Below are 16,530 nucleotides of genomic sequence, written 5' to 3'. Positions count from 1 at the left end.
GGCGTACCCCCCCCCCCCCCCCCCCCCCCCCCCCCCCCCCCCCCCCCCCCCCCCCCCCCCCCCCCCCCCCCCCCCCCCCCCCCCCCGTGACGCCGGCACGCTGCCATCCCTTGCCCTGCGCTTCCCGGGTGATTTAGCTTGGCGACACAGGCAACGTCCGGGGCTGCGGTCGGCGCACACTTCCCCTTGGGATCTCTCGGGCCGCCGTACTGGCTCCGCTGCTTTCGGTACGAGTCATTTCGCCACCCGTCAGGGGATATCGGACGCCATTGGTGCGGGGCGCCACAGACGGCGGTCAATGAAACACTCGGCCAGCCCCCAGTGGGCTCCTCGGTGGAATTCCGTAAGACAATGCGCAGGGCGGGAACTTCCGTTCGGCGTGGGCATGGAAGGGGCGGGCAATGGAATCGTCGCCGCAGGTCCACCGGCGGGGTGGACAGAGCGAGGTACCGGAGGGGCCGATCGCCCCTGCCGGTGCGCCGCAGTCACTCGTGCGGGAGATCTCGAAGTTATGGGGGGAATGCCTGGGCGTCCTCGCGGTCGGGCCGGACGATGAGTTCTTCGCGCTCGGCGGCAATTCACTGAGCGGGATCAGGATCATCGAGCGGCTGTCACAGGTCTACGGCGTCGAGCTGTCCGTCCGCGACTTCTACCTGGCGCAGACTCCGGTGCGCGTCGCCGGGCTGATCGAGCAGGGCAGGACCTCGGCGTGAGACTGACGCCGGGTCCCGGCCACGACATCGACCTCGCCGGGGTCGACCTGTTCGACCTGGCCCTCTATACGTCGGGCGATCCGCACTCGGTCTGGGACCTGATGCGGGCCAAGGCGCCCCTGCATCACCAAGTCCTGCCGGACGGCCGGGAGTTCTGGTCCGTTACCCGGTACGACGACGTGCGCCGCGTGCTCGGCGACCACCTGGAGTTCACCTCTGAGCGCGGCACCGTGATCACCCACCTCGGGACGGACGACGTCGCGGCCGGAGTGCTGATCACGTCCACCGACCCGCCCCGGCACACCGAGGTCCGCAGGCCGCTCGGCTCCAAACTCACCGCGCGCGCGGTGAAGTCCTGGGAGGACAGGATCCGACGGACGATCGTGCGCTTCCTGGCCCCGGCTCTCGACGGTGAGGCCTTCGACCTGGCCGAGAAGGCGCTGCTCCTCCCCGCCATGGTCACCGGCCCGCTGCTCGGAATACCGGAGAAGGACTGGGAAGAACTCGTCCAGCTGACGGCGATGGTGAAGGCCCCCTCGGACCCGCACTTCAAGATGGGCAACGAAGCCGCGACGCTGGCCATCTCCCACCACGAGCTCGTCACCTACGTCAAAGGATGGGTCAGGACGCGGCGAACGGACAGCAGCGAGGACGACAGCCTGCTCCGCCACCTCATGTGCGTCCGCCCGGGAGGCGAGCCGCTGTCCGACGAGGAGATCGCCCTCGACGGCTACAGCATCCTCCTCGGCGCCAACGTGACGACGCCGCACACCGTCTCGGGCACCGTACAGGCACTCATCGAGCGCCCCGAACAGTTCGACAAGGCAGCGGCCGACCTGTCGCTCGTACCGAACCTGGTCGAGGAAGGGCTGCGCTGGACTTCGGCCGCCTGCAACTTCATGCGGTACGCGGTGGACGACGTCGAGATCGGCGGGGGCACCGTCCCGGCCGGCGGCGCGGTCGTGGCGTGGATCGGATCCGCCAACCGCGACGAGGCCCTGTTCCCCGATCCGCACACGTTCGACATCACGCGGGACGGCGCGAAGCGCCAGGCCGCGTTCGGGTTCGGTCCGCACTTCTGCATCGGCGCACCGTTGGCCCGGATGACGCTGCGCATCTTTTTCGAGGAATTCCTCCAGCGGTTCGAGTCGATCGAGCTCGCCGGCGAACCACAGCATCTTCGCTCGTACTTCATCGCCGGAATGACCCACCTCCCCATCGTCGGCACGAAACGACAGAGGCCATGACAACCGGTCCCACCACCGCCACCTCCCCATGGTTCGTCCGGCCGAGGACCACCGAGCACCCCGCCCGGCTCTTCTGCCTGCCCTTCTCCGGGAGCGGCGCGTCGGCCTTCAGCGCCTGGCCGGCCGCGATCGACGACGCCGAGGTCTGCCCGGTGCAGTTCCCCGGCCGCGAGAACCGACTGGGCCACCCCCACTACGGCACCTACGAGAACCTGGCCGCAGGGCTGGCCGAAGCTCTGGAGTCGCTGCTCGACCGGCCCTTCGCCCTCTTCGGGCACTGCGCGGGCGCGCTGGCGGGGTACGAGACCGTGCTCCGGCTTGCCGCACTCGGTCTGCCAGGGCCGGAGCGCCTCTTCGTGTCCGGCCAGCCGGCGCCGCACGACGCCTCGCGCGACCGGATGCTCACCATGGCCGAGCCCGAGCTGCGGGCCGAGCTGGCGTCGTTCATCCGCGGCCGGGGCATCGAACCCCGGCCGGACATGATCGACATGGGCATGTTCGTGCTGCTCCGTGATCACGCCGCCGCGGGTGCGTACCAGCGGACGGAACCGGTCAAGGTCGACTGCCCCATCGTCGTCGTGCACTGGCGCGACGACCCCGACGTGAGCCCCGACGAGCTGGAGGGGTGGCGCCAATACTCGGATTCGGTCGAGTTCCGGGTCGTCGACGGCGGCCACTACGACTTCATGAACGCGCCGGACGAACTGCTGAAGCTGTTGACCCGCCAGCGCTGACAGCGGCGCAGCCCGCAAGAGCTGCCTGCCGCCTTCGCCCCGGCACCTCCCCTTCGCAAACTCGACAAAAACGCAGGTCAGGCGCCCTTAGCGATCGGCTCCAGGATCGCCACGCACTCCACGTGGTGGGTCATCGGGAAGAGGTCGAAGACGCGCAGGGTGCGGACCTTGTAACCGTGGTCCTTGAAGTAGCCCAGGTCGCGGGCCAGGGCCGCCGGGTCGCAGGCCACGTAGGCGATGCGGCGGGCGGAGAGGCCCGCGATGTGGCGGACCGTCTGCTTGCCGGCGCCCGCGCGGGGCGGGTCGAGGACGACGAGGTCGCACTCGGTGATGCCGGTCTTCGGGAGGATCGCCTCGACCTTGCCCTGCTCCACGCGGACCCGCGGGAAGTCCGCCAGGTTGTGGCGGGCGTCCTCCACCGCGCGCTTGGTGGACTCGATGCCGAGCACCGCGCCCGTGTCGCCGAGGCGCTCCGCCAGGGCGCCCGCGAAGATGCCGACGCCGCAGTAGAGGTCGAGGGCCATCTCGCCCTTGCGCGGCATCAGGCCCTGCATGACGGCCTTGATCAAGGTGTCGGCGGCCTGCGGGTGGACCTGCCAGAAGCCGCCCATGCCGACGCGGTACGTACGGCCGTCCGCGCGCTCTCGCACGAAGGGGCGGCCGTGGACGCGGTGGACTCCGCCGTCCTTCTCCTCGACGCGCAGGACCGAGACCGGCTTGTCCAGCTCGACCAGCGGCAGGCGGCCGCCGGGACGGGGGGTGAGGACGACCTGGCGGTCGTTCGAGCCCGAGGCGGCGATGGCCTCGACGGTGGCCATCTGGGGCCAGTCCTGCTTCTCGATGCCCAGCTCGCTGACGCCCGGCGCCGCGATCATGCAGTGGTCGATCAGCTCGATGTCGTGCGAGCGGTGCTTGCGCAGGCCGGCGTTGCCGTCCTCGTCGATGGCGAACTGCACGCGGGTGCGCCACTGCGGGACCTGCCCGGCGGGAAGCTTGTCGCCCTCGGCCGGCATGACCGTGCCGTCCCAGCCGGCCTCCTCCGGGGTGAGCCCGGCGAGCCGCTTGAGCTGCTCGGCGACGACCTCGCCCTTGAGCCGGCGCTGGGCGCCCGGCTTGGCGTGCTGCCAGTCGCAGCCGCCGCACTTGCCGGGGCCGGCGTACGGGCAGGGCGCCTCGACGCGGTCCTTGGAGGCCTCCAGCACGGTGATGGCGTCGGCGCGCAGGAAGCGGGAGTCGACGTCGCCCTCGGTGACCTTCGCGACGATCTTCTCGCCGGGCAGGGTGTGGCGGACGAACAGGACCCGTCCGTCGGAGGTCCGGGCGATGCAGTGCCCGCCGTGCGCGACGGGGCCGACCTCGACCTCGTACTCCTCCCCGACCAGTGACTGCTTCTCGTTCTGCTCGGTCATGGTGGGGAAGCTCCAAGGCTAAGGAAGGTGCGAAAGGAAGGCTGAAGAGGCTGAGGAGGCCGACGCGAAGAACGGCCGGACAGCCGACCCACCAGTTTACGTGGATCTCGTCCGGCCGTTCACCACGCTACTTCGCGGCGGGGTCCCTGGGCCGCGGGGTGTCGACGGGGCCGCGGCGGACGGCGCCCGGGGCGCTCCACTCGGCCCGCTTCTTCGCCCGCCGCTTCGCGAGCTCGGAGGACTCCAGCTGGTAGGGCACCGAGGTGACCATCACACCGGGGGTGAACAACAGCCGGCCCTTGAGCCGCAGTGCGCTCTGGTTGTGCAGGAGGTGCTCGTACCAGCGGCCGACGACGTACTCGGGGATGTACACGCTGACGGCGTCGCGCGGGTTCTCGCTGCGCAGGCCCTTGACGTACTCCACCACCGGCCGGGTGATCTCTCGGTACGGGGAGTCGAGGATCTTCAGCGGGACGTTGATGCCGCGCCGCTCCCACTCCGCGCGCAGCGCCTTGGTCTCGGCCGGGTCGACGCTGATGCTGAGCGCCTCCAGGGTGTCCGAGCGGGTCAGCTTGGCGAAGGCCAGGGCGCGCAGGGTGGGCTTGTGGACCTTGGAGACCAGGACGATCGAGTGGACCCGGGAGGGGCGCACGCTGTCGTCGCTCGGGCCCTCGGCCGCGGCGATCTCCTCGGAGACCCGGTCGTAGTGCTTCCGGATCGCGCTCATCGTGCCGTAGAAGATCAGCATGCCGAGCAGGGCGACCCAGGCGCCGTGCGTGAACTTGGTCGCGAGGACGACGACCAGCACCATGCCGGTGAAGAAGGCGCCGAAGGTGTTGATCGCCCGCGAGCGGTGCATCCGGCGGCGGGCGGCGGGGTCGCGCTCGGACGCCAGGTGGCGGTTCCAGTGCCGGACCATGCCGATCTGGCTCAGCGTGAAGGAGACGAAGACGCCGACGATGTAGAGCTGGATCAGCTTCGTCGAGTCGGCGTCGTAGATCCACACCAGCAGCATCGCCGCGCCCGCGAGGAGCACGATGCCGTTGGAGAAGGCGAGCCGGTCGCCGCGGGTGTGCAGCTGGCGCGGCAGGTAGCGGTCCTGGGCGAGGATCGAGCCGAGCAGCGGGAAGCCGTTGTACGCGGTGTTGGCGGCGAGGAACAGGACCAGCGCGGTGGCGGCGGCGAGCACGACGAACAGGAAGCTGCCGTTGCCGAAGACGGCCTCGGCCACCTGGGAGATCACCGGGTGCTGGACGTAGTCGGCGCCCACGGGGACGCCGTTCTCCAGCAGGTCGGTGGCGGGCTTCTCCGACATCTTCACGTCGGTGGCCATGGCCAGGCCGATGATCCCGCAGAACATGGTGACGGCCAGGCCGCCCATGAGGGCGAGGGTGGTGGCCGCGTTCTTGCTCTTGGGCTTGCGGAAGGCGGGGACGCCGTTGCTGATGGCCTCGACACCGGTCAGGGCCGCGCAGCCGGAGGAGAAGGCCCGCAGGAGCAGGAAGACCAGCGCGAAGCCGGCCAGCCCTTGGTGCTCGGCCTTGATCTCCAGGTCGGCCGTGGGGGCCCGCATGGTGTCGCCGACGACGATGCCGCGCCAGGCGCCCCAGGCGATCATGACGAATACGGCGCCGACGAAAATGTACGTCGGGATGGCGAAGAGGTTTCCGGACTCCTTCACGCCGCGCAGATTCATCAGCGTGAGCAGCAGAATCATGATCATCGCCGAGAGCACCTTGTGCTCGATGACGAAATCGACGGCGGAGCCCAGGTTCTCCACGCCGGAGGAGATCGACACGGCGACGGTCAGGACGTAGTCGACCAGCAGGGCGCTGGCGACCGTGAGGCCCGCCTTGGGGCCGAGGTTGGTGTTGGCGACCTCGTAGTCACCGCCGCCGCTCGGGTACGCGTGGACGTTCTGGCGGTAGGAGGCGACCACGGTGAACATGAGCACCACGACCGCGACGGCGATCCAGGGGCTGAAGTGGTACGCCGACACACCCGCGATCGACAGGACCAGCAGGACCTCGCCGGGGGCATATGCCACCGAGGAGAGCGGGTCGGAGGCGAAGACGGGTAGGGCGATCCGCTTGGGGAGGAGTGTTTCCCCGAGGCGGTCGCTGCGTAGCGCCCGGCCGATCAGGATCCGTTTGGGCACGTCGGTCAGTTTGGACACGCAGAGGATCGTAAGCGTTCGAAATCGGCCTGACGAACCCCCCGCCGGTATACGGGGCAAAGTGGCGCCGCATCGAGGGCAATGCGCCACCCCCTCCAGCGCAAATGGTCACACTGGTGACCGCCCGTGTGTAGCTTGGGCCATGGTCTGAGACCCTGTTAAGCCAGAGCAGCAATGAGGCTGGAAACCAGCGAGCCGCTGACAGCCGGAAGGACGGCCGTGCACATCGTCATTATGGGCTGCGGAAGAGTGGGTTCCGCCCTCGCGCAGACCCTGGAACAGCAGGGGCATACGGTCGCCGTAGTGGACCAGGACCCCACGGCATTCCGCCGGCTGGGAGCGTCCTTCGGCGGCCGCCGCATCACCGGGGTCGGCTTCGACCAGGACACGCTGCGGGAGGCCGGCATCGAGGACGCGGGCGCCTTCGCGGCCGTCAGCAGCGGTGACAATTCCAACATCATCGCCGCGCGCGTGGCCCGTGAGATGTTCGGCGTCGAGAACGTCGCCGCCCGCATCTACGACCCCAAGCGCGCCGAGGTCTACCAGCGCCTGGGCATCCCCACCGTCGCGACCGTGCGGTGGACCGCCGACCAGATGCTGCGCCGGCTGCTGCCCTCGGGCGCCGAGCCGCTGTGGCGCGACCCGAGCGGCGGTGTCCAGCTCGCGGAGGTGCACACCTCCACCGCCTGGATCGGCCACCGGGTCAGCAAGCTCCAGGAGGAGACGGGCGTGCGCGTCGCCTTCCTCACCCGACTGGGCGAGGCGATGCTGCCGACGTCGGCGACGGTCCTCCAGGAGGGCGACCTCGTCCACGTGATGATGCGCACGGACGAGATCGACAAGGTCGAGGCGGCCTTCGCCGAAGGGCCTGAGGAGGCACACGCATGAGGGTCGCGATCGCCGGAGCCGGCGCGGTGGGCCGCTCCATCGCCGGTGAGCTGCTGGAGAACGGCCACGAGGTGCTCCTCGTCGACAAGGCGCCGACCGCCATCTCGGTGGAGCGGGTGCCGCAGGCCGAGTGGCTGCTGGCCGACGCGTGCGAGATCACCTCGCTGGACGAGGCGGCGCTCCAGCGCTGCAACGTCGTCATCGCCGCGACCGGCGACGACAAGGTCAACCTGGTCGTCTCGCTGCTCGCCAAGACCGAGTACGGAGTTCCGCGGGTGGTCGCCCGCGTGAACAACCCGAAGAACGAGTGGCTCTTCAACGAGTCCTGGGGCGTCGACGTCGCGGTCTCCACGCCGCGCCTGATGTCGGCCCTGGTCGAGGAGGCCGTCAGCGTCGGCGACCTGGTGCGGCTGCTCCGCTTCAGCCACGGCGACGCCAACCTCGTCGAGCTGACCCTGCCGGCCGACTCCTCGGTCGCGGGCACCCAGATCAGCGAGATCGCCTGGCCCGAGGACACCTCGCTGGTCACGATCATCCGCGGCAACCGGGTCCTCACCCCCCACGGGGAGGAGACCCTGGAGCCGGGCGACGAACTGCTCTTCGTGGCCGCCCAGGCCCGCGAGGAACAGCTGGAGGACCTCCTCCAGGCCCGCCACTGAGGCTTGCGTATGCCGAAGGGGGCGTGAGGACCGGGCCGGTCCTCACGCCCCCTTCGGCGTACAAGCGTCAGGCCCCCTGCTCCCGGGCCGCCGCGTCCTTGGCCTCCCACTCCGCGATCACGTCGATCGGAGGCGGGGCCTTCGCCAGGAAGACCCAGGTGAAGTACACCGCCAGCACCATCGGCGGGAGCTTCAGGGCGATCAGCACCCAGCCCAGCTGCGTCGCGTCGCCCCACCAGTACAGCGGGAAGAGGATCGCGTACTTCGCGAGGAAGATCAGGCCCCAGGCCAGGCTGGCCTTGGTGTACGCCTTCTTGCGCCCGGGGTTGCGCGTGCGCCAGGACAGGTTCTCCTTGAAGACCGGTCCCAGGACCACACCCAGCAGCGGGAAGCCCACCAGCGCGGAGAGCGTGAAGGCCACGCCGAGGCCGGCGCCGTAGATCATGCCGGGCAGGTAGAAGCCCTTGGCGCTGCCCGTGAACAGGGCGAACGCGACGCCGACGCCCACACCGAAGACCCCGCTGAAGGCGTGCTTCACGGTGTCCTTGCGCAGCAGCCGCACGATCACCAGCAGGACCGCGACCGCGCCCGCCGCGATGGCGGACAGCTTCACGTCCTTGTTGACCGTGTAGATCATGACGAAGAGCAGACCGGGAAGCATCGTCTCCACGGTGCCCCGGATGCCCCCGAAGGCGTCGAACAAGGCCGCCTGGGTCACCGCCTTCTGGTCCTCGGAAGGAGCCTCGGCGGGTGCGGCGGGTTCTGGGGTGGTCGGTCTGTCGAGTGACGTCACCGGATTACTGCTCCTGTCCGAGCGGTCGGAGTTCGTACTTCGGGTTGAAGAGCACCCGACGGCCGTGGCTCATCGAGATCCGCCCTGAGGCGATCATGCGACGGCCGGGTTCGATTCCCACGATCGAGCGACGCCCGAGCCATACGACGTCCAGCGCGGCCGAGCCGTCGAAGAGCTCCGCCTCCAGGGCGGGGACTCCCGCCCTCGGCCGCAGCGTGACGGTCCGCAGGGTCCCGGTCACCTTGACTATCTGCCGGTCGTGGCAGTCGCAGATCCGCGTGCACCCCGCGGCTTCTGCGTCCTCCTGCAGCTCCGCCGAATGCAGCTCCTCCTGCGAGGTGGACAGCCGCTCTATCATCCGGCGGAACCGGCCCGCCGGCCTGGCCGGCTTGGCGAGCTTCTCGGGACGCGGTTCAGCACTCATACAGGAAGCGTACCGGCGTGCCCGCTACCTCTCGAAGCGGTATCCCATGCCCGGTTCCGTGATGAAGTGCCGCGGGTGCGAGGGGTCCGCCTCCAGCTTGCGGCGCAGCTGCGCCATGTACACCCGCAGGTAGTTCGTCTCGGTGCCGTACGAGGGCCCCCACACCTCCTGCAGGAGCTGCTTCTGGCTGACGAGCTTGCCGCGGTTGCGGACCAGGACCTCCAGGAGGTGCCACTCGGTGGGCGTGAGCCGTACGTCCCGCCCCTCGCGCACCGCCTTCTTCGCGGCGAGGTCGACGGTGAAGCCGTCGGTCTCCACGACCACCTCGTCCTCCACGGACCCGGCGGCGGGCTCGGCCCGGCGTACGGCGGCGCGCAGCCGCGCCAGCAGCTCGTCCATGCCGAACGGCTTGGTGACGTAGTCGTCGGCGCCCGCGTCGAGGGCCTCGACCTTCTCGTCTGAGCTGTGCCGGGCGGAGAGGACCAGGATCGGTACGCGGGTCCAGCCGCGCAGCCCCTTGATCACCTCGACCCCGTCCATGTCGGGCAGGCCGAGGTCGAGGACGACCACGTCGGGGTGGCGGGCCGCGGCGAGCTCCAGGGCGCTCGCCCCGTCGGCGGCCGCGTCGACCTCGTACTTGCGCGCCTTCAGGTTGATCACGAGGGCTCGCACGATCTGCGGCTCGTCTTCCACCACGAGCACCCGGGTCATTGAGGTCCTGCCTTCTGTCGTATCGGGTCGAGATCGAAATCAACGGGGTGGCCGGTGCTCCGGCCCTCCCCGTCCACGGTGACCGCCGTGGCCGCGCGACCGCGGGTCACGGCCCGCAGGGTCAGCACCATGGTCAGTCCGCCGCCGGGGGTGTCCTCGGCGGCGAGGGTCCCGTCCATGGCCTCGGCGAAGCCGCGGGCCACCGCGAGCCCGAGGCCCACTCCGGCGCCGCGCGGCGCGTCCCCGTGCCGCTGGAAGGGGGCGAAGATGCGGTCCTTCGCCTCGTCGGGCACGCCCGGCCCGCGGTCGACGACGCGTACCTCGACCCGGTCCCCCAGGAAGCTGGCCGCCACCAGCACCGGCTCTCCCGGCGGGCTGTACTTGACGGCGTTCTCCACCACGTTGGCCACCGTCCGCTCCAGCAGCCCCGGGTCCACCGCCACCATGGGCAGGGTCTCGGGGACGTCGAGCAGCACGCTGTCCTCCGGTACGCCGCCCAGTGCCATCGGGACAACCTCGTCGAGGTCGATCTCCCTGATCAGCGGGGTGACGGTGCCGGTCTGCAGGCGGGACATGTCCAGGAGGTTGCCCACGAGGTGGTCCAGCCGGTCGGCGCCGGCCTCAATGCCCTCCAGGAGTTCGGCCCGGTCCTCCTCGGACCATTCCACGTCGTCGGAGCGCAGGGAGGTCACGGAGGCCTTGATGGAGGCCAGCGGCGTGCGCAGGTCATGGCTGACGGCGGCCAGCAGGGCGGTGCGGATCCGGTTGCCCTCGGCGAGCCGGCGGGCCTCCTCGGCCTCCCCGACGAGCCGCTGGCGGTCCAGGACGACGGCGGCCTGGGCGGCGAAGGCGCCGAGCACCCGGCGGTCCTCGGCGGGCAGCACCCGCCCGGACAGGGCCAGTGCCATGTGATCGCCGATGGGCATGTCCACATCGGCGTCCTCGGGCCGGTCGACCGGGCTCGGGCCGACGCTGCCGGCCCGCTTCCAGGGTTCGACCTCGGCTTCGCGCTCCAGCAGGGCCACCGATTCCATGGCGAAGGTCTCGCGGACCCGCTCCAGCAGCGCGTCCAGGGCGGTCTCCCCGCGCAGCACGCTGCCCGCCAGGAAGGAGAGGATCTCGGACTCGGCGCGCAGCCGGGCGGCCTGGTGCGTGCGGCGGGCCGCCAGGTCCACCACGGAGGCGACCGAGGCGGCCACCCAGAAGAAGACGGCGATGGCGACGATGTTCTTGGGGTCGGCGACGGTGAACCGGTGCACCGGCGGGGCGAAGTAGTAGTTCAGCAGCAGTGACCCCACGGCCGCCGAGGCCAGTGCCGGGTACAGCCCGCCGAGCAGGGCGGCGGCCACGGTCAGCGCCAGGAACAGCAGCATCTCGTTGGCGAGCCCGGGATCGGCGTCGACGTGGGTCAGCAGCACCGCGAGCAGCAGCGGCAGGACCACCCCGACGACCCAGCCGGCCACGATGCGGGGCCGTCCGAGCCGGGCGGCCGAGCGGGCCACGGGCAGCCCGCGGCCGCGGCCCTTGGCCGCCTCCTCGTGGGTGACGATGTGCACGTCGAGGTCGGGACCGGAGTCGCGGGCGACGGTGAGCCCGACGCCGGGGCCGAAGACGTACCGCCAGGAGCGGTGGCGGCTGGAGCCGAGGACGATCTGGGTGGCGTTGATGCCGCGGGCGAATTCGAGCAGCGCGTCGGGGATGTTGTCGCCGATCACATGGTGAAACGTTCCTCCAAGATCCTCGACCAGGGTCCGCTGCACCGCGAGCTCCTTGGGCGAGGCCGCGGTCAGCCCGTCGCTGCGGGCGATGTAGACGGCCAGGATCTCGCTGCCGGAGCCCTTGGCCGCCATCCGGGAGGCCCGCCGGATCAACGTACGGCCCTCGGGACCGCCGGTCAGGCCCACCACGATCCGCTCGCGCGCCTGCCAGGTGGAGCGGATGTTGTGCTCGCCCCGGTACTGCTGGAGGTACTCGTCGGCCCGGTCGGCCACCCACAGCAGCGCGAGCTCGCGCAGGGCGGTGAGGTTCCCGGGGCGGAAGTAGTTGGACAGGGCCGCATCGACCTTGTCGGGCTTGTATATGTTGCCGTGCGCCATCCGCCGGCGCAGCGCCTGCGGGGACATGTCGACCAGCTCGATCTGGTCGGCCCGCCGCACCACCTCGTCCGGTACGGTCTCCCGCTGCCGGACGCCCGTGATGGCCTCCACGACGTCGCCGAGGGACTCCAGGTGCTGGATGTTGACGGTCGAGATCACGTCGATCCCGGCCCGCAGCAGCTCCTCCACGTCCTGCCAGCGCTTGGCGTTGCGTGAACCCGGCACGTTGGTGTGCGCCAGCTCGTCCACCAGCGCGACGGCGGGCCTGCGGTGGAGCACCGCGTCCACGTCCATCTCGGTGAAGGTGGCGCCCCGGTAGGACAGCTCCTTGCGCTCCACCTGCTCCAGGCCGTGCAGCATGACCTCGGTCCGCGGCCGCCCGTGGTGCTCCACGAAGCCGACGGCACAGTCGGCGCCCCGCTCGACGCGCCGGTGGCCCTCGGAGAGCATCGCGTACGTCTTGCCGACCCCGGGTGCCGCGCCGAGATAGATCCTTAGCCTGCCGCGTCCCATGTGCCCCATTCTCCGGGACGCCCCCGCCGTTCACGCACCGATGACCACCCGCGCGGTCATCCCTGACGCAACCCTGACGCCCGCGTACGCGCCCCGGCGCACCCGGACGCGCCGGTGGGCCGTACCCCCTCGGGAGTACGGCCCACCGGCCGAAAAACTGCGTACGCGGTCACCGCGCCCGGGGTCAGCGGACCTCGGTGATCTCCGGACCGCGCTCCAGCTGGCCCATGCCGCCGGAGAAGCGCGAGCCCTCCTGGTCCTCCGTCTGCACGCCGTCCGGCACCATCTGCGCGTCGTTCGGCAGCTTCAGGACGATCGGGTCGCGCGGGGCCATCGGGCCGTCGCCGCGGACCACGACGGTGTCCAGGAAGATCCGCTCCAGCACGCCGGCCGACTCGGGGCGCACCGCGCCCTGGCCGGAAATGACACCGCGCAGGAACCAGCGCGGGCCGTCCACGCCGACGAAGCGGACCAGCTGGGCGCCGGTCTGTCCGTCCGGCAGCGGTACGGGCACCTGTGCGCGCAGCTCCCAGCCCAGCGGACCCTCGACCTCGTCGATGATGCCGCCCTGCTTGGTGATGCCCTCGGCGATCTCCTCGCGGACCTCGCCCCAGATGCCTTCCTTCCTGGGCGCCGCGAAAGCCTGGAGCTGCACGGCGCTGTCGCCCAGGACCACGGTCGCGGCGACGATCGCGTCCCCGGCGACCTCGACGCGCAGTTCCATGCCCTCGACACCCGGTACGAGGATGCCGCCGAGGTCGACCCGGCCGTCCTCGGGCTTGCCGGGCACCTCCGCGACGTCCCACGGGCCGTCGGGCCGCGGGGCCGGCGGCAGGTTCACCCTGCGCGGCTCGCCGGAGTCGAGCTCCGTGGCGTCGTCCTGCTCATCAGCCACGCCGTCGACGACCTGCTCGGCCGCGCCGCCGTCCTTGACGGAGTCGTTCTTCTTGCGACGTCCGAACACGTCACTGTCCTTCCCGGTCGGATACGACCGAAGCGTAGCCATTCCCACCCTGCTGACCAGCGCCGGATCCGGCCACGGCCGCATGACCACCGGTGGAGCCGAAACCCCCCTCGGCCCGCGCCGAGTCGGGAAGCTGCGCCACCTCGTGGAAGCGCACCTTCTCGACTCGCTGGACAACCAGCTGGGCAATGCGGTCGAAACGCTCGAACCGGACGCTTTCGCGCGGGTCGAGATTGACCACGATCACCTTGATCTCCCCACGGTACCCGGCATCCACCGTCCCCGGGGCATTCACGAGCGCGAGCCCGCAGCGTGCGGCCAGGCCCGAGCGCGGGTGCACGAACGCCGCGTACCCGTCGGGCAGCGCGATGGCGACGCCGGTGGGCAGTACCGCCCGCTCGCCCGGCTCCAGCTCTGCGGCCACGGTGGTGACCAGATCGCAGCCGGCGTCACCGGGGTGACCGTAGGCCGGGATCGGCACCTCCGGGTCGACGCGCCTGATGGCCACGTCGAGACCGGTGTTGTTCTCGTACATCAGGGGTTCACCTCGAAGGCGCGTGCGCGCCTGACCTGGTCCGGGTCGGCCATCGCCGCCCGGATCTCCTCGGGCCGTCCGTTGTCGATGAAGTGGTCGACCTTCACCTCGATGAAGAGGGCGTCCGCGCGCAGGGCGACGGGCCCTTGCGGACCACCTATTCGACCGACGGCGCTGGAGTAGATCTTCCGCCCGGCGACGGCGGTGACCTCGGCCTCCAGGTACAGGACGGTGTCCACCGGGACGGGGCGCACGAAGTCGGTCTCCAGCCGGCCGGTGACCGCGATGACGCGCAGCAGCCAGTTCAGGGAGCCCAGCGTCTCGTCGAGCGCGGTGGCGAGCACACCGCCGTGGGCCAGGCCCGGAGCGCCCTGGTGGGCGGCCTTGACGGTGAACTCGGCGGTGACGCGCACGCCTTCGCCCGCGCGGGCCGCCAGGTGGAGCCCGTGCGGCTGGCCGTCGCCGCAGCCGAAGCAGTGCTCGTAGTGCGCACCGAGGAGCTCACCGGGTGCCGGGGCATCGGGGTGCCGGACCGGTGCGGTGGCATCGGCCGGAGGCGTCAACGCTGTGTTTCGTCCACTCACAGCCGCAGACCTTACCCGCGCGGCTACCCGGCGGTCGCCTCGTGGCAGGCTTGGCGGCATGCAGCTCTCCTCCGCGCACCACGACGAACGCCTGACCGCCCCCCGCTCCTGGTGGGGCATCGCCGTACTCGCCGGCCTCGCCTGCGCGCTGATGCTGCTGCCGCTGGGGACGCTGCCGCTGCTGGCCGGGTTGGTCGGGGGCAGCGCGCTGACGGGTCTGCTGGTGAGCTCGTACGGGTCCGCGCGCGTGCGCGTGGTGAACGGCGCCCTGGCCGCCGGCGAGGCCCGCATCCCGGTGGCGGCGCTGGGCGAGCCGGAGATCCTCGATGCCGAGGAGGCCCGCGCCTGGCGTACGTACAAGGCCGACACCCGCGCCTTCATGCTGATGCGCAGCTACGTCCCGACGGCCGTCCGCGTCGAGGTGACCGATCCGGCCGACCCGACCCCGTACGTGTACGTCTCCACGCGCGAGCCGCAGGCTCTGGCCTCGGCGATCCGCGCCGCCAAGGCCTAGGGAGCGTCGTCAAAGTGGCGTCGGCCGCCCGAAGGGCGGCCAGACGGGACTTCGGCGACACGACCTAGGAGGACCCCCCGGGGCTCTCCCCCCGGCCGGCCGGACCCTCCAGGGCGGCCCTGGTGGCCTCGGGAAGGGGCTGGGAGGGCTGCTCCAGGGGCGGGAGCTGCGGCAGGGCGTCCCAGGGCACGGCGCGTGCCCGCAGGTCCGCACGTACCTTCTCGGCGAGTTTGCGGGTGTCTCGGCGGTTCATGACCGCGCCGACGGCCGCACCGACCATGAACGGCATCAGGTTCGGCAGGTTGCGGAACATCCGCTTCATGATCTGTTGGCGCAGTTCGCGCTTCATCTGACCGCCGAGCGCCGCGTTCAGCGTCGTCGGCTTGGTCAGGTCCACACCGCGTTCCTCGGTCCACGCGGTCAGGCAGGCGAAGCTGCGTTCCTTGAGCGAGCCGGGCGGCCGCAGCCCGTAGACCTCGTGGAGCTCGGCGACGAGCTTGAGCTCGATCGCCGCGACCGCGGTGATCTCGGCGGCCAGCTCGGCCGGCATCGCGGGCGGTACGGGCAGCATGGCCGCCGCGCCGATGCCCGCGCCGACGGTCGACGTGGCATTGGCGGCGCCCGCGATCAGCTTGTCGGCAAGCTGATCCGGGCCGAGGCCCGGGAACTGAGCGCGCAGGGTCGCGAGGTCCCGAACCGGAACGCGCGGTGCGTTCTCGATGATGCGGTCGGTGATGTAAAGGGCGGCGGCCCTGGCACCTTCGCCGCCCTTGCGTACACCGTTCTTGAGGGCTTGCAGCCGACGAGCCCCGTGCCGGTGCCGGGACTCCTCGTCGGCCTCCGTGGCCGACGGCACCGCCGGGGCGGTGTCGGAGGGCACGGCGGGGTCGCCGGGGGCTCCAGGGCCCGTTTCCGGGCCCGTGGCTCCCACCTGCGTCTCCGCCGGATCACCAGGTTTCCGAAAGCGGCGCTTTCGAAATGGTGTCGAGCCAGTCACGGCCGACGCCTCTCAGTCGCAGTCGCGACAGATCGGCTGACCGTTCTTCTCACGTGCCAGCTGGCTGCGGTGGTGCACCAGGAAGCAGGTCATGCAGGTGAACTCGTCCGCCTGCTTGGGAAGGACGCGGACGGCCAGTTCCTCGTTGGAGAGGTCTGCGCCGGGAAGCTCCATGCCTTCCGCCGCGTCGTAGTCGTCCACATCGACGACCGAGGACGACTTCTCGTTGCGCCGGGCCTTCAGCTCTTCAATGCTGTCGTTGTCGACGTCGTCGTCGGTCTTGCGTGGGGTGTCGTAGTCCGTTGCCATAGTTCGCTCTCCCCCTCTGGGATTTAGCGGGTGTCTCAGCGCACGTAACGCGCGAGAGGCCGGACTTGTGCCCGACCTGAGGCGGAGATTTTGCCTCACATCAAGGTCTGTTACTCAATCGACACCCAGCCGCCCGCCCCGAGGAGCATTTGGCTGCGATGTCGAGCGGGACCGTACACGGTCTTGGGGCCGACGTGCACAAACGCCACCCCGTGTATTTCCCGCCATCAAGGGGGCCGGAAACCCGGACTTCCCGGGCTTTCC

At 70.7% G+C, this 16,530-nt stretch carries 17 protein-coding genes; 6 read left to right on the top strand and 11 right to left on the bottom strand.

Annotated elements, in window-relative coordinates:
• The first annotated feature begins 401 nt into the window (after positions 1-401).
• The 3 genes from ACZ7GJ_RS24450 to ACZ7GJ_RS24440 are packed head-to-tail and all read left to right on the top strand — an operon-like array spanning position 402 to position 2,694.
• Positions 402-713 (top strand): phosphopantetheine-binding protein, encoded by a 312-nt coding sequence (locus ACZ7GJ_RS24450; protein ID WP_470754665.1) that lies wholly within the window; start codon positions 402-404, stop codon positions 711-713.
• A complete protein-coding gene (locus ACZ7GJ_RS24445) occupies positions 710-1,960 on the top strand; it encodes a cytochrome P450 (RefSeq protein ID WP_470754664.1) in 1,251 nt (416 codons plus the stop codon). The genes ACZ7GJ_RS24450 and ACZ7GJ_RS24445 overlap by 4 nt, the downstream gene beginning before the upstream one ends.
• Positions 1,957-2,694, top strand: a complete 738-nt coding sequence (locus ACZ7GJ_RS24440; RefSeq protein WP_470754663.1) for a thioesterase II family protein — start codon at positions 1,957-1,959, stop codon at positions 2,692-2,694. Before ACZ7GJ_RS24445 ends, ACZ7GJ_RS24440 begins: the two co-directional genes overlap by 4 nt.
• A gap of 77 nt (positions 2,695-2,771) precedes the next feature.
• Here ACZ7GJ_RS24440 and ACZ7GJ_RS24435 read toward each other — a convergent pair whose 3' ends face one another.
• Both ACZ7GJ_RS24435 and ACZ7GJ_RS24430 read right to left on the bottom strand, forming a co-directional pair.
• Entirely contained in the window at positions 2,772-4,103 is a 1,332-nt protein-coding gene (locus ACZ7GJ_RS24435; RefSeq protein WP_470754662.1) for a class I SAM-dependent RNA methyltransferase, read from the bottom strand.
• Between the two features lie 127 nt (positions 4,104-4,230).
• On the bottom strand, positions 4,231-6,279 hold the full coding sequence (locus ACZ7GJ_RS24430; protein WP_470754660.1) for an APC family permease: 2,049 nt from the start codon (positions 6,277-6,279) through the stop codon (positions 4,231-4,233).
• Positions 6,280-6,498: 219 nt separating this feature from the next.
• Here ACZ7GJ_RS24430 and ACZ7GJ_RS24425 point away from each other — a divergent pair, with 219 nt between their 5' ends.
• Together ACZ7GJ_RS24425 and ACZ7GJ_RS24420 are read left to right on the top strand one after the other, a co-directional pair.
• Entirely contained in the window at positions 6,499-7,167 is a 669-nt protein-coding gene (locus ACZ7GJ_RS24425; RefSeq protein WP_470754659.1) for a potassium channel family protein, read from the top strand.
• Positions 7,164-7,826 carry a potassium channel family protein gene (locus tag ACZ7GJ_RS24420; RefSeq protein WP_266783666.1) on the top strand — a complete coding sequence of 221 codons (663 nt, stop codon included), beginning with the start codon at positions 7,164-7,166 and terminating at the stop codon, positions 7,824-7,826. Before ACZ7GJ_RS24425 ends, ACZ7GJ_RS24420 begins: the two co-directional genes overlap by 4 nt.
• A 67-nt stretch (positions 7,827-7,893) precedes the next feature.
• Here ACZ7GJ_RS24420 and ACZ7GJ_RS24415 read toward each other — a convergent pair whose 3' ends face one another.
• The 7 genes from ACZ7GJ_RS24415 to ACZ7GJ_RS24385 all read right to left on the bottom strand — a co-directional run bounded on the left by ACZ7GJ_RS24415 (position 7,894) and on the right by ACZ7GJ_RS24385 (position 14,446).
• Complete coding sequence (locus ACZ7GJ_RS24415) at positions 7,894-8,619, bottom strand: DUF3159 domain-containing protein (RefSeq protein ID WP_470754657.1); 726 nt, start codon at positions 8,617-8,619, stop codon at positions 7,894-7,896.
• 4 nt (positions 8,620-8,623) lie between these two features.
• Entirely contained in the window at positions 8,624-9,043 is a 420-nt protein-coding gene (locus tag ACZ7GJ_RS24410) for an OB-fold nucleic acid binding domain-containing protein (RefSeq protein ID WP_365919574.1), read from the bottom strand.
• A gap of 24 nt (positions 9,044-9,067) precedes the next feature.
• The gene (locus ACZ7GJ_RS24405; RefSeq protein ID WP_365919576.1) at positions 9,068-9,754 is read right to left on the bottom strand and encodes a response regulator; all 687 of its coding nucleotides are present in this window, start codon (positions 9,752-9,754) and stop codon (positions 9,068-9,070) included.
• Positions 9,751-12,363 carry an ATP-binding protein gene (locus tag ACZ7GJ_RS24400; RefSeq protein ID WP_470754654.1) on the bottom strand — a complete coding sequence of 871 codons (2,613 nt, stop codon included), beginning with the start codon at positions 12,361-12,363 and terminating at the stop codon, positions 9,751-9,753. The genes ACZ7GJ_RS24405 and ACZ7GJ_RS24400 overlap by 4 nt, the downstream gene beginning before the upstream one ends.
• 184 nt (positions 12,364-12,547) lie before the next feature.
• Complete coding sequence (locus tag ACZ7GJ_RS24395) at positions 12,548-13,327, bottom strand: DUF3710 domain-containing protein (RefSeq protein WP_470754652.1); 780 nt, start codon at positions 13,325-13,327, stop codon at positions 12,548-12,550.
• Position 13,328: 1 nt separating this feature from the next.
• Positions 13,329-13,862, bottom strand: a complete 534-nt coding sequence (gene dut / locus ACZ7GJ_RS24390) for a dUTP diphosphatase (protein WP_470754651.1) — start codon at positions 13,860-13,862, stop codon at positions 13,329-13,331.
• A complete protein-coding gene (locus ACZ7GJ_RS24385) occupies positions 13,862-14,446 on the bottom strand; it encodes a PaaI family thioesterase (protein WP_365919584.1) in 585 nt (194 codons plus the stop codon). Before ACZ7GJ_RS24385 ends, dut begins: the two co-directional genes overlap by 1 nt.
• Positions 14,447-14,504: 58 nt before the next feature.
• Between ACZ7GJ_RS24385 and ACZ7GJ_RS24380 the strand changes: the two genes are divergently transcribed.
• Complete coding sequence (locus ACZ7GJ_RS24380; protein WP_470754648.1) at positions 14,505-14,960, top strand: DUF3093 domain-containing protein; 456 nt, start codon at positions 14,505-14,507, stop codon at positions 14,958-14,960.
• 64 nt (positions 14,961-15,024) lie between these two features.
• Here the strand turns inward: ACZ7GJ_RS24380 and ACZ7GJ_RS24375 are convergent, their stop codons facing one another.
• Entirely contained in the window at positions 15,025-15,957 is a 933-nt protein-coding gene (locus ACZ7GJ_RS24375; RefSeq protein ID WP_470754647.1) for a hypothetical protein, read from the bottom strand.
• Positions 15,958-15,969: 12 nt separating this feature from the next.
• Complete coding sequence (locus ACZ7GJ_RS24370; protein ID WP_365919590.1) at positions 15,970-16,266, bottom strand: DUF4193 domain-containing protein; 297 nt, start codon at positions 16,264-16,266, stop codon at positions 15,970-15,972.
• Positions 16,267-16,530: the final 264 nt, after the last annotated feature.

The organism is Streptomyces sp. NPDC037242 (assembly GCF_055604165.1).
This window is presented reverse-complemented; position numbering and strand designations above follow the sequence as displayed.

What these genes read in the sequence shown, in the direction of transcription:
- ACZ7GJ_RS24450 (WP_470754665.1), top strand. Translation starts at nt 402, where the DNA reads ATGGAATCGTCGCCGCAGGTCCACCGGCGGGGTGGACAGAGCGAGGTA.
- ACZ7GJ_RS24440 (WP_470754663.1), top strand. Translation starts at nt 1,957, where the DNA reads ATGACAACCGGTCCCACCACCGCCACCTCCCCATGGTTCGTCCGGCCG.
- ACZ7GJ_RS24435 (WP_470754662.1), bottom strand. Translation starts at nt 4,103, where the DNA reads ATGACCGAGCAGAACGAGAAGCAGTCACTGGTCGGGGAGGAGTACGAG.
- ACZ7GJ_RS24420 (WP_266783666.1), top strand. Translation starts at nt 7,164, where the DNA reads ATGAGGGTCGCGATCGCCGGAGCCGGCGCGGTGGGCCGCTCCATCGCC.
- ACZ7GJ_RS24410 (WP_365919574.1), bottom strand. Translation starts at nt 9,043, where the DNA reads ATGAGTGCTGAACCGCGTCCCGAGAAGCTCGCCAAGCCGGCCAGGCCG.
- ACZ7GJ_RS24405 (WP_365919576.1), bottom strand. Translation starts at nt 9,754, where the DNA reads ATGACCCGGGTGCTCGTGGTGGAAGACGAGCCGCAGATCGTGCGAGCC.
- ACZ7GJ_RS24400 (WP_470754654.1), bottom strand. Translation starts at nt 12,363, where the DNA reads ATGGGACGCGGCAGGCTAAGGATCTATCTCGGCGCGGCACCCGGGGTC.
- dut (WP_470754651.1), bottom strand. Translation starts at nt 13,862, where the DNA reads ATGTACGAGAACAACACCGGTCTCGACGTGGCCATCAGGCGCGTCGAC.
- ACZ7GJ_RS24380 (WP_470754648.1), top strand. Translation starts at nt 14,505, where the DNA reads ATGCAGCTCTCCTCCGCGCACCACGACGAACGCCTGACCGCCCCCCGC.
- ACZ7GJ_RS24370 (WP_365919590.1), bottom strand. Translation starts at nt 16,266, where the DNA reads ATGGCAACGGACTACGACACCCCACGCAAGACCGACGACGACGTCGAC.